The 18,421-nt window shown below is 71.7% G+C and carries 18 protein-coding genes; 10 read left to right on the top strand and 8 right to left on the bottom strand.

Features of this window, described 5'->3' with window-relative positions:
• The first annotated feature begins 83 nt into the window (after positions 1–83).
• The 3 genes from LXT23_RS15695 (at position 84) to hemH (ending at position 2,589) form a co-directional block, all read left to right on the top strand.
• Positions 84–1,034 (top strand): TerC family protein, encoded by a 951-nt coding sequence (locus LXT23_RS15695; protein ID WP_253980978.1) that lies wholly within the window; start codon positions 84–86, stop codon positions 1,032–1,034.
• A gap of 74 nt (positions 1,035–1,108) precedes the next feature.
• Complete coding sequence (gene apaG, locus LXT23_RS15690) at positions 1,109–1,495, top strand: Co2+/Mg2+ efflux protein ApaG (RefSeq protein ID WP_253980977.1); 387 nt, start codon at positions 1,109–1,111, stop codon at positions 1,493–1,495.
• Entirely contained in the window at positions 1,495–2,589 is a 1,095-nt protein-coding gene (hemH, locus tag LXT23_RS15685) for a ferrochelatase (RefSeq protein ID WP_253980976.1), read from the top strand. Before apaG ends, hemH begins: the two co-directional genes overlap by 1 nt.
• On the opposite strand, the gene LXT23_RS15680 is transcribed toward hemH, so the two are convergent.
• The 3 genes from LXT23_RS15680 to LXT23_RS15670 form a co-directional block, all read right to left on the bottom strand.
• A complete protein-coding gene (locus tag LXT23_RS15680) occupies positions 2,534–3,580 on the bottom strand; it encodes a hypothetical protein (protein WP_253980975.1) in 1,047 nt (348 codons plus the stop codon). The two genes, hemH and LXT23_RS15680, sit on opposite strands and share 56 nt — an antisense overlap.
• Positions 3,581–3,661: 81 nt before the next feature.
• Positions 3,662–4,234: a hypothetical protein gene (locus LXT23_RS15675; RefSeq protein ID WP_253980974.1), complete on the bottom strand. Its 573-nt coding sequence runs from the start codon at positions 4,232–4,234 to the stop codon at positions 3,662–3,664.
• A gap of 276 nt (positions 4,235–4,510) precedes the next feature.
• Positions 4,511–5,473, bottom strand: a complete 963-nt coding sequence (locus LXT23_RS15670; protein WP_253980973.1) for an L-threonylcarbamoyladenylate synthase — start codon at positions 5,471–5,473, stop codon at positions 4,511–4,513.
• Between the two features lie 31 nt (positions 5,474–5,504).
• On the opposite strand from LXT23_RS15670, the gene LXT23_RS15665 reads away from it, so the two are divergent.
• The 5 genes from LXT23_RS15665 (at position 5,505) to LXT23_RS15645 (ending at position 11,627) form a co-directional block, all read left to right on the top strand.
• Positions 5,505–6,923 carry a TIGR01777 family oxidoreductase gene (locus tag LXT23_RS15665; protein WP_253980972.1) on the top strand — a complete coding sequence of 473 codons (1,419 nt, stop codon included), beginning with the start codon at positions 5,505–5,507 and terminating at the stop codon, positions 6,921–6,923.
• A 72-nt stretch (positions 6,924–6,995) separates the two neighbouring features.
• A complete protein-coding gene (locus LXT23_RS15660; RefSeq protein ID WP_253980971.1) occupies positions 6,996–7,925 on the top strand; it encodes an ABC transporter ATP-binding protein in 930 nt (309 codons plus the stop codon).
• Entirely contained in the window at positions 7,922–8,644 is a 723-nt protein-coding gene (locus LXT23_RS15655; protein WP_253980970.1) for an ABC transporter permease, read from the top strand. The genes LXT23_RS15660 and LXT23_RS15655 overlap by 4 nt, the downstream gene beginning before the upstream one ends.
• Positions 8,641–10,512, top strand: coding sequence for a motility-associated ABC transporter substrate-binding family protein (locus LXT23_RS15650; protein WP_253980969.1), 1,872 nt, complete (start codon positions 8,641–8,643; stop codon positions 10,510–10,512). The genes LXT23_RS15655 and LXT23_RS15650 overlap by 4 nt, the downstream gene beginning before the upstream one ends.
• Positions 10,509–11,627: a DUF4340 domain-containing protein gene (locus LXT23_RS15645; protein WP_253980968.1), complete on the top strand. Its 1,119-nt coding sequence runs from the start codon at positions 10,509–10,511 to the stop codon at positions 11,625–11,627. The genes LXT23_RS15650 and LXT23_RS15645 overlap by 4 nt, the downstream gene beginning before the upstream one ends.
• Before the next feature lie 41 nt (positions 11,628–11,668).
• On the opposite strand, the gene LXT23_RS15640 is transcribed toward LXT23_RS15645, so the two are convergent.
• Positions 11,669–12,229: a TetR/AcrR family transcriptional regulator gene (locus LXT23_RS15640; protein ID WP_253980967.1), complete on the bottom strand. Its 561-nt coding sequence runs from the start codon at positions 12,227–12,229 to the stop codon at positions 11,669–11,671.
• A 136-nt stretch (positions 12,230–12,365) separates the two neighbouring features.
• Between LXT23_RS15640 and LXT23_RS15635 the strand changes: the two genes are divergently transcribed.
• Complete coding sequence (locus tag LXT23_RS15635; RefSeq protein ID WP_253980966.1) at positions 12,366–12,809, top strand: methyltransferase family protein; 444 nt, start codon at positions 12,366–12,368, stop codon at positions 12,807–12,809.
• Positions 12,810–12,822: 13 nt separating this feature from the next.
• Here the strand turns inward: LXT23_RS15635 and LXT23_RS15630 are convergent, their stop codons facing one another.
• The 4 genes from LXT23_RS15630 to LXT23_RS15615 all read right to left on the bottom strand — a co-directional run bounded on the left by LXT23_RS15630 (position 12,823) and on the right by LXT23_RS15615 (position 16,641).
• Entirely contained in the window at positions 12,823–13,707 is an 885-nt protein-coding gene (locus tag LXT23_RS15630; RefSeq protein ID WP_253980965.1) for a GvpL/GvpF family gas vesicle protein, read from the bottom strand.
• Positions 13,708–13,866: 159 nt separating this feature from the next.
• Complete coding sequence (locus LXT23_RS15625; RefSeq protein ID WP_253980964.1) at positions 13,867–14,277, bottom strand: response regulator; 411 nt, start codon at positions 14,275–14,277, stop codon at positions 13,867–13,869.
• The gene (locus LXT23_RS15620) at positions 14,274–16,418 is read right to left on the bottom strand and encodes a PAS domain-containing sensor histidine kinase (protein WP_253980963.1); all 2,145 of its coding nucleotides are present in this window, start codon (positions 16,416–16,418) and stop codon (positions 14,274–14,276) included. The genes LXT23_RS15625 and LXT23_RS15620 overlap by 4 nt, the downstream gene beginning before the upstream one ends.
• 4 nt (positions 16,419–16,422) lie before the next feature.
• The gene (locus tag LXT23_RS15615; protein ID WP_253980962.1) at positions 16,423–16,641 is read right to left on the bottom strand and encodes a hypothetical protein; all 219 of its coding nucleotides are present in this window, start codon (positions 16,639–16,641) and stop codon (positions 16,423–16,425) included.
• Between the two features lie 239 nt (positions 16,642–16,880).
• Here LXT23_RS15615 and LXT23_RS15610 point away from each other — a divergent pair, with 239 nt between their 5' ends.
• Positions 16,881–18,392: an FAD-dependent oxidoreductase gene (locus LXT23_RS15610; RefSeq protein ID WP_253980961.1), complete on the top strand. Its 1,512-nt coding sequence runs from the start codon at positions 16,881–16,883 to the stop codon at positions 18,390–18,392.
• Positions 18,393–18,421 lie beyond the last annotated feature (29 nt).

Here is an 18,421-nt window from a genome sequence, read left to right as displayed (position 1 = left end):
GTCTCCCCTTCACGGAGGGGTCGACGCCCGGACGCGCCGCCGCTAGGGTGCGCCGGCTTTACACCGCAACAGGATTCCGTCACGTGAATACGCAAGTCGCCCTCTGGGTGGGTTTCAACGTCTTCGTCCTCGCGATGCTCGCGGTGGACCTGGGGCTGTTCCACCGCAAGGACCACGCGGTGACGCCCAAGGAGGCGGGCATCTGGACGGTGGTGTGGATCACCATCAGCCTGGTGTTCTGCGCCGGCATCTGGCGCTTCTCGGGGGCCACGCCCGCGCTGCAGTGGCTGACGGCGTATGTCGTGGAGTACTCGCTCTCCGTCGACAACCTGTTCGTCTTCCTGATGGTGTTCAGCTACTTCCGGGTGGCGCCGGAGCACCAGCACCGGGTGCTCTTCTGGGGCATCATCGGCGCGTTCATCATGCGCGCGGTGCTCATCATCGCGGGCGCCGCGCTGGTGCAGCGCTTCCACTGGCTCATCTACCTGTTCGGTGCCTTCCTCGTCTTCACCGCGGTGAAGATGCTGGTGTCCAAGGACGAGGACATGGACCCGGAGCAGAAGGGCATCGTCAAGCTGGCCCGGCGCGTGCTCCCGGTGTCGCGGCTGGGCGACGGCAGCCGCTTCTTCGTCACCGAGGACGGGCGGCGCAAGGTGACGCCGCTGTTCATCGTCCTGCTGGTGGTGGAGGCCACCGACCTGCTCTTCGCCCTGGACTCCATCCCCGCGGTGCTCGGCATCAGCCAGGACGCCTTCATCATCTACACGTCCAACGTGTGCGCGATTCTGGGCCTGCGCTCGCTGTTCTTCGTGGTGGCCAGCCTGATGGACAAGTTCCACTTCCTGAAGCTGGGGCTGAGCGGAATCCTGGGCTTCGTGGGCGTGAAGATGCTCGTCACGTACTTCGACATCCACGTGCCCATCGGCATCTCCCTGGGCGTCATCGCCGGCATCCTGGTGGCCTCCATCGTCGCGTCGCTGGTGTGGCCCAAGACGCCCGAGCCGGGGCACGACCGCGAGAGCGCGAAGACCTGAGCCAGGGGTGGCCGGCAGCCACCCAACCCAGCGTTTTCCTTGCAACCGGGGGGCATAACCGCCAAATGTGAGGCATGTCCTCCAGCGCCACCACTGATGGCATCCGCGTCACCGTGAAGCCCGCCTTCTGGCCGGAGCGCAGCGCGCCCGAGTCCGGCCAGTTCGCCTTCATGTACACGGTGGAAATCGCCAACGAGGGAAGTGCCCCGGCGCAGCTCAAGGCGCGCCACTGGGTCATCACCGATGCCACCGGGAAGGTGGAAGAGGTGAAGGGCGAGGGCGTGGTGGGACGCCAGCCCAGCCTGGAGCCGGGGGAGCGCTTCGAGTACACGAGCTGGGCGATGCTGAAGACGCCCTTCGGCACCATGCGCGGCACCTACGACATGGTGCGGCCGGACGGCTCGCGCTTCGAGGCCCGCATCGCCGAGTTCGCGCTCACCCTTCCCAACTCCCTGCACTGATGACCCTGCCTGCCGCGAAGCGAGGCCTGCTGCTGCTCAACCTGGGGACGCCGGACGCGCCCGAGTCGGGACCGGTGCGCCGCTACCTGCGCGAGTTCCTCAGCGACGCGCGGGTGGTGGACATCCACCCGGTGGGCCGCTGGCTGCTGCTCAACCTCATCATCCTCCCGGTGCGCCCGGCCAAGAGCGCGGAGGCGTACCGCAAGGTGTGGATGAAGGAGGGCTCGCCGCTCATGGTGTACAGCCAGGCCCTCACGGCCGCGGTGACGGAGCGGCTCCAGGGCGAGTACGAGGTGGCGCTCGGCATGCGCTACGGCAACCCGTCCATTCCGGCGGCGGTGGCGTCGCTGCGCGCGCGGGGCGTGTCGGACTTCACGGTGCTGCCGCTGTACCCGCAGGAGGCCACGTCCTCGTCCGCGTCCTCGCTGGCGCGCACCTACGAGGTCATGACGGAGGGGTGGGACGTCCCCAACGTGCGCGCGGTGCCGGCCTTCCACGGCCACCCGGGCTTCCTGGACGCCTTCACCACGGTGGCGCGGCCGGTGATTGCCGAGGCGCGCGCGGACCACGTCCTGTTCAGCTTCCACGGCGTGCCGGAGCGGCACGTGCGCAAGACGGACACGTCGGGGACACACTGCCTGGCGTCCGCGGGGTGCTGTGACGCGCTGACGGAGGCCAACCGCCACTGCTACCGCGCGCAGTGCTACGCGACGGCGCGGGGGCTGGCCCAGCGGCTGGGGCTGGCGAAGGACGGGTGGACGGTGTCCTTCCAGTCGCGGCTGGGGCGCACGCCGTGGGTGAAGCCGTACACGGACCTGGTGCTGCCGGAGCTGGCGCAGCGGGGCGTGAAGCGGCTGGCGGTGATGTGCCCGTCCTTCGTCGCGGACTGCCTCGAGACGCTCGAAGAGGTGGGCATGCGCGCCCGCGAGCAGTTCGTCGAGGCGGGGGGCGAGTCGTTGACGCTCGTCCCCTCGCTGAATGCCCACCCGGAGTGGGTGGACACGGTGGTGCGGCTGGTGCGCGAGTCCGACCTGGCGCCTACTGCTGGGGCTTCGCGGTCGGCTGGGGTGCCGGAGGCGACTCGAGCTCGCTGAGGCGCAGCTTGAAGTTGCCCGTCGGGACCTGCACGGCGGTGGTGGGGAAGGGGCCGCGCGTCACGGCGGACAGCGTGCCCTCCCAGGAGCGCCAGCGGCCGGCCTTCACGAGGAACTCGCCCCGGCCGGTAATCTTCACCTCGGCGCCGGCATCCACCGCGGCGGCGGTGCTGGTGCCACGGGCGCGGGCCTCGTTCTCCGCGTCCTCGGCCTCCTCGACTTCGCGCGCGGGCACGGGGCCGGACTTGCGCGTGGGCCGCATCTTGCCGGCGTACTTCTCGTAGAGGTCGTACTCCACGATGGCCACCTGCTCGCCGCCCTCGCCGGCGTCGAGCGAGGTGAGCTTCACGCGGTTGCGCCGCTCGGGCGGAGGGCCCATGAAGGCGGGGCCGACCAGGTCGGGGGACACCAGCTCGGTGCCCAGCGCCCAGGTGTCGCCCTTGCCCACCGGGTCCCTGGGCAGCTCCAGCACCACCGTGGCGGTGTTGCGCGTCATGCCCTGGAGGCCGTCGAGCATGAAGCCGCGCTCGCTCATGGTGCCGTGGTCCTCTGCGGCGCTGCTGCCCTCGGGGATGACGCGCACGCGGTAGTCACCCGAGTTGGTGCGCTCCATGACGTAGGTGAGGGTGCCGGGAACGGCGGACGCCCTGGGGGCGGGCGCCTCCGCGGGGGCCTCCTCCTTGTCCTTGCCACGGCCCTTGCGGCCCCGAGGGGACGCCTCCTCCTCGGGCGCGGCGGCCTCCGGGGCGGCGCCGCTGGTGCGCTCCAGGTAGAGCCGGTAGGCCGTCGGGGCTCCGGCGGCGAGCTTCCAGCGCAACACCACCTTGCTGGGGTCAGCGGTGGGCCGGGCGGGCGCGCCGGTGGCGTCCCCCTCGGCGGGGGTGTCCTTCATCCCCGGTGGACGGGGAATGGGCTCCATCTTCCCACGGGGTTCTTCCTTGCAGGCGAACAGGGACAGGGCGACGACCAGGCCGGACAGGCTTCGCTTCACGCGGGGACGCTCCTCTGGAGTACCCAGCGGGATATCGGAGCATGAGAGGACATTTCAAGTACGTCACCCGGCCGCACCGCGTCAGCGCGCGCTTTGCGTGAGGTAAACGTCCACCTGCTGCTTGACGCGCCCGGCGAAGTCGGGGTTGACGCGCTCCATGATGGCCCACTCCAGCTCCAAATCCCGGCGGATGGCGGGCCGGGTGGAGTAGCGCCCCAGGACGGGCTCGGTGGCCAGGAGAACGGTGGGGGTGGTGTTGGGCTTATCCTCGGGCGACGACTCGCTCGAGGAGCTGAAGCCCGGCAGCAGCTGCGTCCGGGCGTGGACGTTGACGGCCATCCGGTAGGCGCGGACGACGAGGCGGCCGTCGGCGAGCTTGCGGCCCTCGACATAGACGCGGGACCAGTCTGTGAAGACGTCGTGGTTTCCCCGGACCTTCCATGGGGTGTGGAGGAACAGCGGGTCCGTGCTGGGCAGCAGGCTATAGCCGCGCTCGCTCAGCTCCTTCTCGGCGGCGTCCATCACCTGCTGGGAGGGCAGGTCGTAGACCACGTAGCTGCTGGTCCGCTCCAGGAGCTCCTTCTTGGGGCTGCTCGCGCAGCCCGTCACTGCCAGCGCTCCAACCACCACCATGAGCCATCGCATCGTGTTCATAGGAGTTCCGTCCTCGTCGCTACCCGGGGGGCCACGCGGAGGTGAGCCCGGAGGCTCGGCGCGCGCGGTATGTCTGGAGAACGGGAGACGCCGTGGCGCATATCGCCAGGGAGGAGATGGCCCCCACCGTGAAAGGACTGGGGCTGGCTCCGTCATCCGGAGCTCCGCGGGCAGCTGACGCCGGAAGGAACGCTCATTCCACGGAGCTGGCCGCTTCGGGCGTGCCCGGAAGGAACGTTCATTCCACCTCGCGGTGGCGCTTGCCCGTGGCCCTTCTCAGTCGCGCGGAGCGGCGGCTCGGGCCAGCCGGTCCCTCACGGCGATGCCCAGGCCGCTCGCCGCAGGCAGACACGCCACCAGCACGTCGTGGCCCTGCTCATCCGCCTCGCGCAGCCTCGCGTACAGCACGCGCGCGGCTCCGGCCGGGTCCTCCGGCACATCGAAGCGCGGCACGTCCGATGGCAGCACGAGGCTCGCGGGTCCGAGCACTCCCACCCGCAAGCCCTGGCTTCGAAGCTCCTGGACGCGGGAGGCCGCCTCACGAGGCTCCGCCAGTACCACCCCCGCACGCGGCGCGTAGTGCGACGCCAGCGAGCCCGACACGCGCACCTTCGACTGCGCCCGTACCGGCACCTCGTGCCCCAACACGCGCGACACCTCTTCTGCCGCAAGTCCTCCCGGCCGCAGAATCGCGGGCGCGTCCGAGCTCAGGTCCACGATGGTCGACTCCACGCCCACCGTGCACGGGCCTCCATCCAGCACCAGGTCCACGTCTCCGCCCAGGTCGCGCGCCACATGCTCCGCCGTGGTGGGACTCACCCGTCCGAAGCGGTTCGCGCTCGGCGCGGCCAGCCCACCACCCAGCCGCTGGAGCACCGCGAGCGCCACCGGGTGGTCCGGCACGCGCAGGGCCACCGTGTCCTGTCCTCCCGTGACGGCATCCGTGGCCCGTGCCGTCCGCGGCAGCACCAGTGTCAGCGGGCCCGGCCAGAAGGCACTCGCGAGCCGGCGCGCGGTGTCCGGGACTTCTCGCGCCCAGGAGGACAGGTGCTCCACCCCGGGGATGTGCACGATGAGCGGGTGTGTGGCCGGCCGGCCCTTGATGGCGAAGACGCGGCGCACCGCCAGCTCGTCCTCCGCGTTGGCCGCGAGGCCGTAGACGGTTTCCGTAGGCAGGGCGATGACGCCGCCGCGCCGCAGCAATTCCACTGCGCGCTCGAGGAGGTCCGGGTTAAGCATGCGCGGCCACACTGTCGCGCCGGGAGGGAACATGGGCAAGTCGCACGTCTTCGATGCGCGCAGTCGGATGCCGGTCTCCGCCACCGAGCTGTTCACCTGGCACACCCGCGAGGGGGCATTCGAGCGGCTGTCGCCCCCCTGGGAGCACGTCGAGGTCCTGGAGCGCACCGGCGACGGCATCCGCCAGGGCGCCCGCGCCACCGTCCGCCTCAAGGTGGGCCCCATCTCCCAGCGCTGGGTGGCCGAGCACACCGCCTACGTCGAGGGCTCCCTCTTCCAGGACGCCCAGGTGTCCGGCCCCTTCTCCAAGTGGGTCCACACCCACCGGATGTGGCCCGAGCCCGCCTCGGACTCCTCCATCCTCGAGGACGAAATCGAGTACGTCCTGCCCGTGGGCCCCCTGGGCAGCGCCTTCGGCAACGGCTTCACCCGGAAGAAGCTGTCGCGGATGTTCGCCTACAGGCACCGCGTCACCCGCGAGGACCTGCGCCGGCACGCCGCCTTCGCCGGGCAGGGGCCCCTCACGGTGGCCGTCACGGGGGCCTCGGGCCTGGTGGGCTCGTCCCTGACGCCCTTCCTCACCACGGGCGGCCACCGCGTGAAGCGGCTGGTGCGCGGCAAGGCGGACGCCGCTCGCGGCGAGGTGGCCTGGTCACCGGACAAGGGGCATGTGGACACCGCCGCGCTGGAGGGCGTGGACGCGGTGGTGCACCTGGCCGGAGCCAACGTCGCAGGCCAGCGCTGGACGCCCGCGTACAAGGACAGCATCCTCAAGAGCCGCACGGACGGCACCCGCACCCTTTGCGAGGCCCTGGCCCGGATGGAGCGCAAGCCGAAGGTGCTGGTGTGCGCCGTCGGCAGCGGCTTCTACGGCGACCGGGGCGACGAGCCCCTCACCGAGGAGAGCCCCCCGGGCACCGGCTTCCTCGCCGACGTGTGCCGCGCCTGGGAGGCGTCCACCGCCCCGGCCGAGGCCGCCGGCATCCGCGTGGTGCACCTGCGCATCGGCCCCGTGCTGGACGCCCGCGAGGGCGCGCTGGCGAAGATGCTGCCCGCGTTCAAGGCGGGCGGCGGTGGCCCCGTGGGCTCCGGCCGCCAGTGGTTCAGCTGGGTGTCCCTGGAGGACGTGCTCGGCCTCATCCACTTCTCCCTCTTCACCGAGGCGGCGCGCGGCCCCATCAACACGGTGGCGCCCGGCACGGTGCGGCAGGTGGACTTCGCCCGGACGCTGGGCAAGGTGCTGCGGCGGCCGTCCTTCTTCCCGGTGCCCGCCCCCGTCATCCGCACCCTCTTCGGGGAGATGGGCCAGGAGACGGTGCTGGTGGGGGCCCGGGTCCACCCCACCGGGGCGGAGCGGCTCGGCTACTCCTTCCTCCTCCCCGACCTGGAGGACGCCCTCCGCTTCACCCTGGGGCTGACCACGGAGGGGCCGGAATACCGCTACGGATAGCCCGCTGGTCGCTTGACTTTCCCCACGGCTGCGCCAGAAAAAACGCCGCTTCCGAAGGGGAGAGGACATCTGATGATCCAGGTCGAAGGGCTGACCAAGTATTACGGTGAGCACGCGGCCATCCGCGAGCTGGCCTTCACCATTGGCCAGGGCGAGGTCATCGGCTTCCTGGGCCTCAATGGCGCCGGGAAGTCGACCACGCTCAAAATCCTGGGCTGCGTGCTGCTGCCCACCGCCGGGCGCGTCGTCATCGACGGCCACGACGTGGTGAGCAACCCCCACGAGGTCCGCCAGCGCATCGGCTACCTGCCGGACGTGCCGCCCCTCTACGAGGAGATGACGGTGGGCGAGTACCTGGCCTACGTCTCGCGGCTGCGGGGCGTGACGGCCCGGGACACGGCGGCCCGCGTGGGCGAGGCGGAGGAGAAGACGGGGCTGCGCGAGGTGGACGGCGAGCTCATCTCCACGCTCAGCCACGGCTTCCGCCAGCGCGTGGGCGTGGCGCAGGCGCTGGTGCACAAGCCGGCGCTGCTCATCCTCGACGAGCCCACCAGCGGGCTGGACCCCCGGCAGATTGTCGAGATGCGCGACGTCATCCGCGGCCTCAAGGGCACGCACACGGTGCTCGTCTCCAGCCACATCCTCCCGGAGATTTCGCAGACCTGCGACCGGCTCCTCATCATCCACAAGGGGACGCTGGTGGCGCAGGGCACCGAGGAGGAGCTGGGCTCGAAGCTGGGCGGCGGAGGCACCATCGAGCTGGAGGTGCGCGGCGACAGGGCGCGCGCGGTGGAGGTGCTCCAGGGCTTCGGCGTGGTGGACGTGGTCCGCGTCGCGGACGGGGTGGTGGCGCTGTCGCTGCGGGCCTCGCCGGACCAGCGGCCCCAGGTGGCGCGGGCGGTGGTGGGCGCGGGCCTGGAGCTGCTGCGGCTGGACGTGGGCGCCGGGCAGCTGGAGTCCATCTTCCTGCGACTGACGCACGGTCAGGAGGTGCGCGCGTGAAGGCCCTGCTCATCGCCCGTCGCGAGCTGGCCGCCTACCTGCGCACGCTCAGCGGCTACGTCGTCATCGCCATCATCCTCGCGTTGAACGGGCTGTTCTTCAACGCGTACGCCCTGGGCGGCGCCAGCAAGCGCTCCGCCGAGGTGCTGTCACAGTTCTTCTACTACTCGAGCGGCTTCACCATCGTCGCCTCGGTGTTCATCTCCATGCGACTACTGGCCGAGGAGCGGCAGACGGGCACGCTGCCCCTGCTGTACTCGTCGCCGCTGCGAGACAGGGACATCGTCCTGGGCAAGTACCTGGCGGGCCTGACGTTCCTGGCGCTGTACGTGCTGTGCACGCTGTACATGCCGCTGCTGGTGCTGGTGAACGGCAAGGTGTCCTTCGGGCACGTGGCGGCCGGCTACCTGGGCTTGATGCTGCTGGGCAGCGCGTCGCTGGCGGTGGGCACGTTCGGCTCGGCGGTGGCGCGCAACCAGCTGCTCGCGGCGATTACGTCCGCGGTGCTGCTGGTGGGCCTCATCCTCTGCTGGCTGCTGGCGCGAATCACGGAGCAGCCGCTGGCGGCCGTCTTCAGCGCGATGTCGCTGTGGAACCAGCACTTCCCACCCTTCCAGTCGGGGCTCATCCACGTGCGCGACGTCGTCTACTACCTCGTGGTCACCTATGTGGCGCTGTTCGCGGCCACCCGGGTGCTCGAGGCCCGGAGGTGGCGATGAATCCGCGTCCTCTCGGCAGCGGGCTGCCCATGACGCTCATGTTCGTCGTGGGCCTGCTCGCGGTCTTCATCGGTGAGCGCATCCTCGGCGCCGGCACCGGCCGCACCGCCTTCTCGTGGCTGGGCGTGGCCCTGGCAGTAGGGGCGCTCGGCTGGCGCTTCACCCGTGCTCGCTCCGCCGCGCCGGACCGGCGCGCCGTGGAGGGCTGGGTGCTGGGCCTGTACGGCGTGGGCCTGCTGGCGCTGCTGCTCTACTTCCTCCAGTCGGACGCGGGCGCCTCCGTCTTCGGCGGGCCGCTGTCGCAGAAGGCGCCGAGGCTGGCGGTGGTGCTGGCGGCGCTCTTCCCGGCGCTGCTGCTGTGCTGCCTCCTGCCGCTGGCGCTGGTGGAGGTGGCCGCCGCGGCCATGGCCCGCGCGCCGGTGATGGAGACGGGCCGCGCCCGCAGCGCGCTCTACTCCGGGCTGGGGCTGGCCTTCGTCGTCGTGTTCGCCTTCGCGTCCATGTACGTGGCCACGCAGGCGGACGTGACCTGGGACTTGTCCTACTTCCGCACCGCGAAGCCTGGCGATGCCACGCGCAAGGTGATTCGCGGCCTCAACGAGCCGCTGCAGGTGTCGCTCTTCTTCCCGCCCGCCAACGAGGTGGGGGAGGCGGTGGCCCAGTACTTCAGGGATTTGTCGGTGGAGAGCCCGCAGCTGCTCACGGTGGAGCGGCTGGACCAGGCGGTGGAGCCGGCCCGTGCGCGCACGCTGGGCGTCCACAACAACGGCACCATCGTCCTGTCTCGCGGCGAGCGGAAGGAGCCGCTCACGGTGGGGCTGGAAATCGACCGGGCGCGCGGCCAGCTCCAGCGGCTGGACCAGGAGGTGCAGCGCCGGCTGCTCGCGGTGGCGCGGCCCCGCCGCATCGTCTACTTCACCACTGGCCATGGCGAGCGCGCCGAGTCGCGGCCCGTGCCGGGCGAGACGCCCCGCCCGTCGGCGTCGCGCATCCGGGAGCTGCTGCGCGCACAGAACGTGGACGTGCGGCCGCTGGGCGTGGCCGAGGGCCTGGGCTCCGAGGTGCCGCGCGACGCCTCCGTGGTGGTGGTGCTGGGCGCCATGCGCGAGTTCCTCCCCGAGGAGCTCAACGCCCTGCGCGAGTACGCGGACCGGGGCGGGCGCCTGTGGGTGGCGCTGGAGCCGGGTGGGCCGGACTTCAAGGCCCTGCTGGAGCCCATGGGCATCCAGTACGTCGGGACGCCGCTGGCCAACGACCAGCGCTTCTTCCGCACCACGCGCCAGCAGAGCGACCGCGCCAACCTGGGCTCGGACAGCTTCTCCTCGCACCCGTCCGTCACCTCGCTGGCGGCGATGGCGGGGCAGGCGCCGGTGGGCTTCATGGGCGCCGCCGCCATCGACCAGGTTCAGCCGCTGCCGGGTGGCATCATGCAGGACCTCTCCGTGCGCGCGCACGGCGCCACCTTCGCGGACCCCAACGGCAACTTCACGCTGGACGCGGGTGAGACGCGGCGCACCTGGCCGCTGGTGATTGCCGTGGAGAAGCCCGCCCCGGCCGGCAAGGAGGCGATGCGCGCCGTCGTCCTGGCGGACGCGGACGCGGTGAGCGATTTGCTGCTGGAGAACATGGGCAACGCGTACCTCGCGGTGGACACGCTGCGGTGGCTCACCGGCGAGGAGGCCATCGCCGGCACGGTGTCGTCCGAGGAGGACACGCCCATCCAGCACACGCGGGAGCAGGACGTGGCCTGGTTCTACGCCACCGTCTTCCTGGGGCCGGCCCTGGTGCTGGCGGTGGGCTTCGTGACGACGCGGCGGCGGGGCCGGCGCGCGCCCCGGGCCCCGGTGGCGGCGGGAGGTGAGCGATGAAGGTACGGGACCTGGCGGTGCAGGGCGGCCTCGCGCTGGTGGCGCTGGTGGCCGCGTTCTTCGTCTGGCAGCGGGAGCCCTCGGGCGCGCCCGGGGACGTGACGGTGGTGGAGGCCCCGGCCCGCGCGCTGGACGGCATCCGCTACGAGGACGAGGCGCGCTTCGTGGAGCTGTATCGCGACGCGCAGGACCGCGACCAGCTCTGGGTGCGCCTGGGCTTCAAGCCGCCGAAGCCGGTGCCCGCCGCGACGGGTGCTACGGACGGCGGCACCGCCGTCACGGCCTCCGCGGATGGTGGCACGGGCAGCGCCGACGCGGGCGCCCTGGCCGCGGCTCAAGTACGGGACGCCGGCACGCCGCCGATGGCCGCGCCCTCGGAGCCGCCGCCGCCTCCGCGCGAGCTGCGCGCGAACGAGACGGCGGAGAAGCTGTTCGCCCGCTTCGCCCCGCTGCGCGCCACGCGCTCCCTGGGCGAGCTGGACGCGAAGAAGCTGGAAGAGGTGGGCCTGGCCGGCACGCAGCGCAAGCTGACGGTGACGGTGGGCGGCAAGCCGCAGGCCTTCTCCCTGGCCTCGCCAGCGGGAGGCTGGGGCACGCCCTACCTGCGCCGCGAGGAGGATGGCCGCGTGTTCCTCCTGGGCCCGGCGCTGCTGCCGGACCTGGAGAACGCGAGCAGCCGGCTGGTGGACCGGCGGCTGCACACCTTCGACCTGGGAGACTTCGACACCGTGGTCGTCAACGCGGGCGGAACGTCCCGTACGTTCACCGCCAGCGGCCAGGCGCCCGGGCCCGTCAACCTGGTTCCGGAGGAGTCGCCGGACCGGCCGGACGAGTTCGCCCGCAACTGGCATGACCGTGTTTGGCGGCTGATGCCGCTCGACTTCCTGGGCCGCGGCGAGCTGCCGCCCGGGGGCGAGCCGGAGGTCTCCTTCCGCGTGGAGTACCGCAAGGGCAGCAAGCCGGTGGGCGAGGTGACGGTGGCGAAGGGGCAGGGCGGCTTCTTCGTCCGCACCGAGCACACCACCGGGTGGGCCCGGCTGCACGCGGGCGTGGACTCGCTGGCCAGCGAGGCGGCGAAGGTGTCCGCGCCGGTGTCCTCCGCCTCCGGGAAGTGAGCCGGGCGCTGAAGTGGCCCCGGGCTCGCGTCCCGGGGCCCTCAGCGCCGCAGCACGAGGTAGCCCTCCACCGCCGTCGAGATGGCCTCTTCGAGCGCCTCCTCGTTCGCGGTGGACGGCTCGAGCACCGCCGAGTGCACCAGCGACTCGACCATTCGCAGCACCATGTGCGTCGCGAGGTCGAGGTCGTCGCGCCCGAGCTGCGCGCGGTGCTCGCCCAGCAGCGTCCGGGCGCGTTCGAAGAGGCGCCGCGCCGACTCGCTCGCGCTGGCGGGCCGCTCGAAGTAGGGGAACTCCACGTGGAGCACGCGCTGCAGGCGCGGCTCGACGCGGTGGGCTCGCAGCACCGCCTTGACGATGCCGCGTATCGCCTCGCGCAGCGTCACGCCGTGCGTCGCCGCGAGGGCCTCGTCGACGATGGCCTGAATCTGCACGAAGTGCCGCTCATGCAGTGCGGTGAGCAGGGCGTCCTTGTTCGGGAAGTACTGGTACACCGAGCCGACGCTGACCCCGGCCGTCTCCGCGATGCGGTTGGTGGTGGCCCCCTCGTAGCCGTGGCGGTCGAAAACGCGAGCAGCCGCCTCCAGGATGGTGTCCACCATCACCTTCGAGCGCCCCTGGCGAGGCTCCTTCCGAGGGGATTCCGGCTGCCGCGCGGGCGCGCGGGAACGCGAGTTTCGGGCGCCAGACGCGGTTCCTACACTGCCGCGCATCGAACCCCTTTCACGGTTGCCCGCCATGCAAAAGCTCCTTCCGCCGCGTCTGTTCCTCATCTTCGCCGCCATGATGGTCGGCTTGGACAGGTTTCTCCCCGGACTCCAGTTCGTGCCTCCACCGGTCCACTGGTCGGGCCTGGGGCTGCTGGCCCTGGGCCTGGGCCTTACCCTCGCGGCGAAGGCCCAGTTCACCCGGGCTCGCACCAACATCTACACCTTCAGCGAGCCCGACCGCCTCGTGACGGATGGCCTGTTCCGGCTCACCCGCAACCCGATGTACCTGGGCTTCTCCGTCGCGCTGCTGGGGCTCGCCGTCTTCCTGGGCTCGCTCGTGCCCATGCTGCTGGCGCTGGCCTACGTCCTCATCTCCGACCGCTGGTACATCGCGTTCGAGGAGAACATGATGCGGGCCCGCTTCGGTGAGGACTACCGGCGGTATGCGCGGCGCACCCGCCGGTGGATTTGACGGCGGCCCAGGCTCAGGCCACCGCGCCGGACGCTCCTGGCTCCAGTCCCAGGTGCACGTCCACGAAGCTGTAGGGCGGCCAGGGGCCGGTGAAGCGGAAGGCGTAGGTGTCCGAGCGCGCCGCCAGCGACTTCACCTTCGCCTCGAAGGTCTCCACCCAGTCCCGCCCCACCAGGAAGGCGGCGTTGAGCAGCATCCGCTCCCCCAGGGGCGCCAGGGTGCGCGTGGCGAAGGACAGCGGGCGCAGGCCCTCCAGCAGGGACGCCATGTCCCGCTCGGCGCGGGCCTCCACGGCGGTGCCCAGCCGCCGCTCGTGCTCGGCCTCCGACTCGGTGTCGCGGCGGCACAGCTCCACGTCCTCCAGCTCCAGCCGCCGCGCCAGGTGCTCGCGGTGGTAGAGCACCTTCAGCCCCAGCTCCACCTTGCCCTCCAGCGCCGTCAGGCCGGAGGACAGCGCGTCGTGCGCCGTGCGCAGCAGGGCCCGCACCTGCGCCTCCGAGTGCAGCACCGTGCCGAAGGCCACCGGCAGCAGGGTGTGCTCGCTCAGCACCGCCTCGGTGACTCGCTGGTGGACGAGCAGGTGGGCCCGCGTCGGGTCCACCCTCAGCGCGGGCGTGTTGGACACCAGCGCGGCCAGGTCCCCCTCGCGCACCACGCGCACGTCCGCCGGCGGGACACCCAGGCCGATGAGGCCGAAGTCCAGGTTCCCCTCCGCCCGCACCACGCCGTAGAGGTACTGGGGCCCTTCCTCGGCCTCCAGCAGTCCCTCGTCGCCAAGCGCGGACTTCACGCTGGTGGCAACGGGCGCCGGCTCCAGGCGTGAGGCGGGGGGCGTGACGGGCAGGAGGGCCTCGGCGGCCGGCTCGGGCTCGGGAAGCCGCGAGGCGGTGGCGACCATCGCCTTCGTGGCCGTGGCCCGCTTCGCCGCACGGGGCTTCTTCGGAGCCGTCGGAGGCGCCGGAGGCGGCGCCGCCGTGGAGGTCCGCTTCCCAGCGGCGGGGCGCCGGGAGGGGGACGAGGTTCCTTTTCGGGGCCGTGACATCCGGGGCATCGGGTCTCACCCCGCGCGGGGGCCTCCACGCGTGGCGAGCACCCGGCGGACCTCGTCGACCAGCGCGTCCGGCAGGCACGGCTTGGTGACGAACGAGTCGCACCCCGCGCCCTTCGCCTCGTCGGACTGGCCCGTCATCGCGTGGCCGGTGAGCGCCACCACGGGGATGGTGCGCGTGCGGTCATCGTTCTTCAACCGCCGCGTCGCCTCCCACCCGTCGATGATGGGCAGCGACAGGTCCATCAGGATGATGTCCGGCCGCAGCTCGAACGCCTTGTCCAGCGCCTCCTGCCCGTTCTTCGCCTCGGCCACCCGGAAGCCGGAGAACTCCAGGTACTCGGCGTACATCTCCCGCGCGTCCTGGTAGTCGTCGACGACGAGCACGAGGGGCTTGGGAGTCGTTGAGGTGTTCGTCATGCACGCCTCGCGCGTCGTGGAAAGTGCAGGGTGAAGGTCGAGCCCTGACCGGGAGCGCTCTGGAGGGTGACGCGCCCCCCCAGCATGGTGGCCAGTCGACGGCAGATGGACAATCCCAGGCCCGTCCCTCCATAGGCCCGCGTTGGCGAGCTGTCTACCTGCTGGAAGTCCTCGAAGATTTTTTCCTGGTACGCAGGGTCGATGCCAATGCCCGTGTCCGACACGGAGATGGTGAGCGTGGAGGTGGCGGGCACGTAGTCCGCCGACACCTTCACCGAGCCCTCGTGGGTGAACTTCAGCGCGTTGGACAGGAGGTTGAGGACGACCTGCTTCACCTTCTGCCGGTCGCTGTGCACCGCCGGCACCCGGGGGCCCAGGTGCGTGCTCACCGCCAGCTTGCTGCGGGCGATGATGGGGTCCAGCTCCGCGAGCACCTCCTGGAGCAGCTCCGGTATCCCGAAGTCCGACAGGTGCAGCGGCATCCGCCCCGCTTCGATGCGGGTGATGTCCAGGATTTCGTTGATGACCTCCAGCAGGTGCCGCCCGTTGGAGTCGATGCGCGTGAGGTTGCGCTTCTGCGCCGGGCTCAGCTCCCCGGACACGCCCTGCAGCAGCATGTTGGTGTAGCCGAGGATGGCGTTGAGCGGCGTGCGGAACTCGTGGGACATGTTGGCGAGGAACTGCGACTTGGCCGCGCTCGCCTGCTCCAGCTGGATGGCCTGCCGGCGCAGCTTCTCGTTCTGCTCGGCCAGCTCGGCGGTGGCCACCTGCACGCGCGCCTCCAGCTGGCTGGACACCTCCTTGACCTGCTCCAGGAGCCGCACCTTCTCCAGCGTCTCGCTGCGGTCCCGGAAGAGGGTGACGATGCCCGTCAGCTCGCCGTTGTCTCCCACCACCTTGCTGGCCACCGCCTCCACGGGGATGGTGGTGCCCGTGGCGGGGTCCACCAGGCTGAGCTGGCCGCGCCAGCGCAGGCTGACCGCGGACTCCGTGCCCACCAGGTTGGCCAGGAACGAGGAGCAGCTCGCCGCGTTGGAGCGCACCCGGCGGTGCACGGCCTTGCCGCCGTCCAGCGGCAGGGCGAAGAGCTTCTCCGCCGGCGCATTCATCATCACCATGCCGCCGGACGGGTCCGACAGGATGATGGGGTCCGCCACCGAGTCCAGCACCCGGTCCAGCCGGTGGCGCTCGCTGCGCGCCTCGCGCTCGGTGGCCCGCAGGCGGCGGTAGCTCTCGCCCAGCGCCTGGGTGGCGCGGCCCAGGTCCGTCACGTTGCGCAGCACGCTCACCACCGCCGCGCGGCCGTCCGGCTCCTGCACCGGGGTGCTGATGAGCTCGAACAGCAGGTCCATGCCCTCCGACGGGTCCACCAGCGGCAGCTCGCGCCGGCGGAAGCCCGCGGCGCGCCAGGCCGCCTCGCCGCTGGCGGCGCTCGCCAGCGCGGTGGAGAACACGCGCCGGTTCAGCTCCACCGCCCGGCGGCGGCCCTCGCTCGCGTCGGGCGCGGCCACCAGCAGCGCCTCCGCGCGCGAGTTGGCGATGCGCGGCCGGCCCTCCAGGTCCGTCAGCAGCACGGGGTCCGCCACCGCGTCGATGATGCGGCGGAGCAGCCCGCTCCCCGCCACGTCGTCCCGGGGCCCGGTGGCGGAGGGGACGGACACCAGGCGCGCGAAGGCGGGCCCGGCGTGCGCCGCCAGCCAGGCCACCTCCGGCGGCAGCGTGGGCCCGCTCCCCGCGAGCAGGAGCAGCCCCACCGCGGGCGTGCCGGGGCGGCCGAGCGGCACCGCGAAGCAGCCTCCCGTCCCCACGGCCGGAAGCGGCGCCCGGGGCGCGGGGAAGTAGCGCGGCGCCGCGTGCGCCAGCACCCCGGCCAGCGGGTGGTCCAGGGTATCGGGCGTCCACTCCATCGCGGTCCGCTGCGCCTCGGACAGGCCCCGGGCCGCGAGGCACGCCAGCCGGCCTCCGGGCTCCTCGCGCGCCAGGCATGCGACCGCGCCGGCCTGCGCGTGATGGGCGAGCCAGTCCACCATCACCTCGGCGCACGGGCGGGCCGCGTCACAGGCGAGCAGCTGCTCGGCCAGGGCGAGGCGCGCTTCGGCGGCGGGCATGGAGGCGGTGGACAGCGGGACGGGAGAGGCCAACGCGTCAGGCTCCAGGAGAAGGGGGGCGGGGTGCGGCCTCACGGCCCGGGGGGTCGTCGGTCCGCACGTCCATGAATGTCACCACGATGCGTGCACCGCTCCAGTCCGGCGGGGGCTGGCCCGGCACCGCATGCGTGCCCGACTCCCAGCGCAGTCCCCGGTCCATCACCCGGTCCAGGACGTCGACGAGGCTGGTGCTTCCAGCCGTTCTTTCCACGGGCATCCGTGTGGCTCCCAGGCTCGCGGCGGGAGTGGGTCTCCGGCCCACGCCCACCTGCCTTGTAGCGCGCGGGCGCGGGTCTCCCCAGGAACACGTCCCAGGCACCGTGACTTGCCAACAACCCGGGGCCGCCATTGTCCGTTCGTGCACATCTCAAAGGCCCTGAAGCTAAGCAGGCGAGCAGGCGAGGGCTGTCGCCCCACTGGGTTATCCCACCCGGACCGCATTCCTACTTTGGGGCCATGACTGATGAGCGGACCCACAGGTCGCTTTGGACACTGACGACCCCTCCCCGTGACTTCCCCTCGCTGCCCGGGGACTTGACGGTGGACGTGGCCATCATCGGTGGCGGCATGGCGGGCCTCACCACGGCGTGGCTGCTCAAGCGGGCCGGCAAGCGGGTGGCGGTGCTGGAGATGCACCGCATCCTCTCTGGCCAGACGGGGCAGACCACCGCGCACCTCACGGAGCTGCTCGACACGCCCTACGCCACGCTGGCGCGGGACTTCGGCGACAAGGGGGCGCGCCTGGCCGCGTCCTCCAGCCGCGCCGCCATCGAGCGCATCGCCTCGCTCGCCACCGAGCTGGGCATCGACTGCGACTTCCAGCGCGTGCCCATGTACCGCTACGCGGAGACGGAGCGCGAGCTGGCGGAGCTGGAGCGGGAGGTGGCGGCCGCGCGCGAGGCGGGCCTGCTCGCCACCTTCACCCAGGACGTGCCGCTGCCCTTCCCGGTGAAGGGCGCCATGCGCGTGGAGGACCAGGCGCTGTTCCATCCGCGCAAGTACCTGCTTGGGCTGGCGGACGGGATTCCCGGCGACGGCAGCTACCTCTTCGAGAACACGCGGGTGACGGAAGTCCATGACGGCACACCGTGTCGCGTCGTCACCGAGCGCGGCACCGTCACCGCGGCGGCCGTGGTGGAGGCCACCACCACGCCCCTCAACCGCGTCTTCATGCATACCAAGTTGTATGCGTACCGCACCTACGCGGTGGCGGGGCCGCTGGAGGGGCCGCTGGAGCCGGGGCAGTACTACGACAGCCAGGACCCCTATCACTACATCCGCACGCAGCCGGTGGACGGCCGCACGTACCTCATCGTCGGCGGCGAGGACCACAAGGTCGGCTCCCAGGAGGACACGGACCGGTGCTTCGAGGCGCTGGAGCGCTTCACCCTGCGGCGCTTCCCGGTGAAGCAGCTCACCCACCGCTGGTCCGGCCAGGTCATCGAGCCCGCGGACGGGCTGGCCTATATCGGCCGCAACAGCGCCAGCCGCCACGTCTACGTGGCCACCGGCTTCTCCGGCACGGGGATGACGTTCGGCACGCTGTCCGGAATGATTCTCTCCGACCTCATCCTGGGCCGGGAGAACCCGTTCGCCGCGCTCTACGACGCCACGCGGGTGAAGCCCCAGGCGGGCGCGAAGGACTTCATCCAGGAGAACGCCGAGGTGGCCTTCCGCTGGGTCGCGGACCGGCTGGCGAAGCCGGACGGGCGCAAGCTGGCCGACGTGGCCCCGGGCGAGGCGAAGGTGCTGGAGGTGGACGGGAAGAAGGTCGCCGTCTACCGCGAGGAGAATGGCACCACACACGCCGTCTCACCGGTGTGCACGCACCTGGGCTGCCACGTCCACTGGAACGGCGCCGAGCGCTCCTGGGACTGCCCCTGCCACGGCGCCCGCTACAGCCCCACCGGCAAGGTGCTCAATGGTCCTGCAGTGAAGGATTTGCCCACACAGAAGCTCCCCGATTGAAGCACCGATGCGCACCCTACGCAGCGCTC

This window comes from Pyxidicoccus xibeiensis, from assembly GCF_024198175.1.
Classification (GTDB): Bacteria; Myxococcota; Myxococcia; order Myxococcales; family Myxococcaceae; genus Myxococcus; species Myxococcus xibeiensis.
Note: the sequence above shows the minus strand (reverse complement) of the source record. Positions and strands in the feature narration are given on the sequence as shown.

Coding starts and splice junctions, on each gene's coding strand:
- apaG (WP_253980977.1), top strand. CDS start 1,109: ATGTCCTCCAGCGCCACCACTGATGGCATCCGCGTCACCGTGAAGCCC.
- hemH (WP_253980976.1), top strand. CDS start 1,495: ATGACCCTGCCTGCCGCGAAGCGAGGCCTGCTGCTGCTCAACCTGGGG.
- LXT23_RS15675 (WP_253980974.1), bottom strand. CDS start 4,234: ATGAACACGATGCGATGGCTCATGGTGGTGGTTGGAGCGCTGGCAGTG.
- LXT23_RS15670 (WP_253980973.1), bottom strand. CDS start 5,473: ATGCTTAACCCGGACCTCCTCGAGCGCGCAGTGGAATTGCTGCGGCGC.
- LXT23_RS15665 (WP_253980972.1), top strand. CDS start 5,505: ATGGGCAAGTCGCACGTCTTCGATGCGCGCAGTCGGATGCCGGTCTCC.
- LXT23_RS15660 (WP_253980971.1), top strand. CDS start 6,996: ATGATCCAGGTCGAAGGGCTGACCAAGTATTACGGTGAGCACGCGGCC.
- LXT23_RS15650 (WP_253980969.1), top strand. CDS start 8,641: ATGAATCCGCGTCCTCTCGGCAGCGGGCTGCCCATGACGCTCATGTTC.
- LXT23_RS15645 (WP_253980968.1), top strand. CDS start 10,509: ATGAAGGTACGGGACCTGGCGGTGCAGGGCGGCCTCGCGCTGGTGGCG.
- LXT23_RS15640 (WP_253980967.1), bottom strand. CDS start 12,229: ATGGTGGACACCATCCTGGAGGCGGCTGCTCGCGTTTTCGACCGCCAC.
- LXT23_RS15635 (WP_253980966.1), top strand. CDS start 12,366: ATGCAAAAGCTCCTTCCGCCGCGTCTGTTCCTCATCTTCGCCGCCATG.
- LXT23_RS15630 (WP_253980965.1), bottom strand. CDS start 13,707: ATGGTCGCCACCGCCTCGCGGCTTCCCGAGCCCGAGCCGGCCGCCGAG.
- LXT23_RS15625 (WP_253980964.1), bottom strand. CDS start 14,277: ATGACGAACACCTCAACGACTCCCAAGCCCCTCGTGCTCGTCGTCGAC.
- LXT23_RS15615 (WP_253980962.1), bottom strand. CDS start 16,641: ATGCCCGTGGAAAGAACGGCTGGAAGCACCAGCCTCGTCGACGTCCTG.
- LXT23_RS15610 (WP_253980961.1), top strand. CDS start 16,881: ATGACTGATGAGCGGACCCACAGGTCGCTTTGGACACTGACGACCCCT.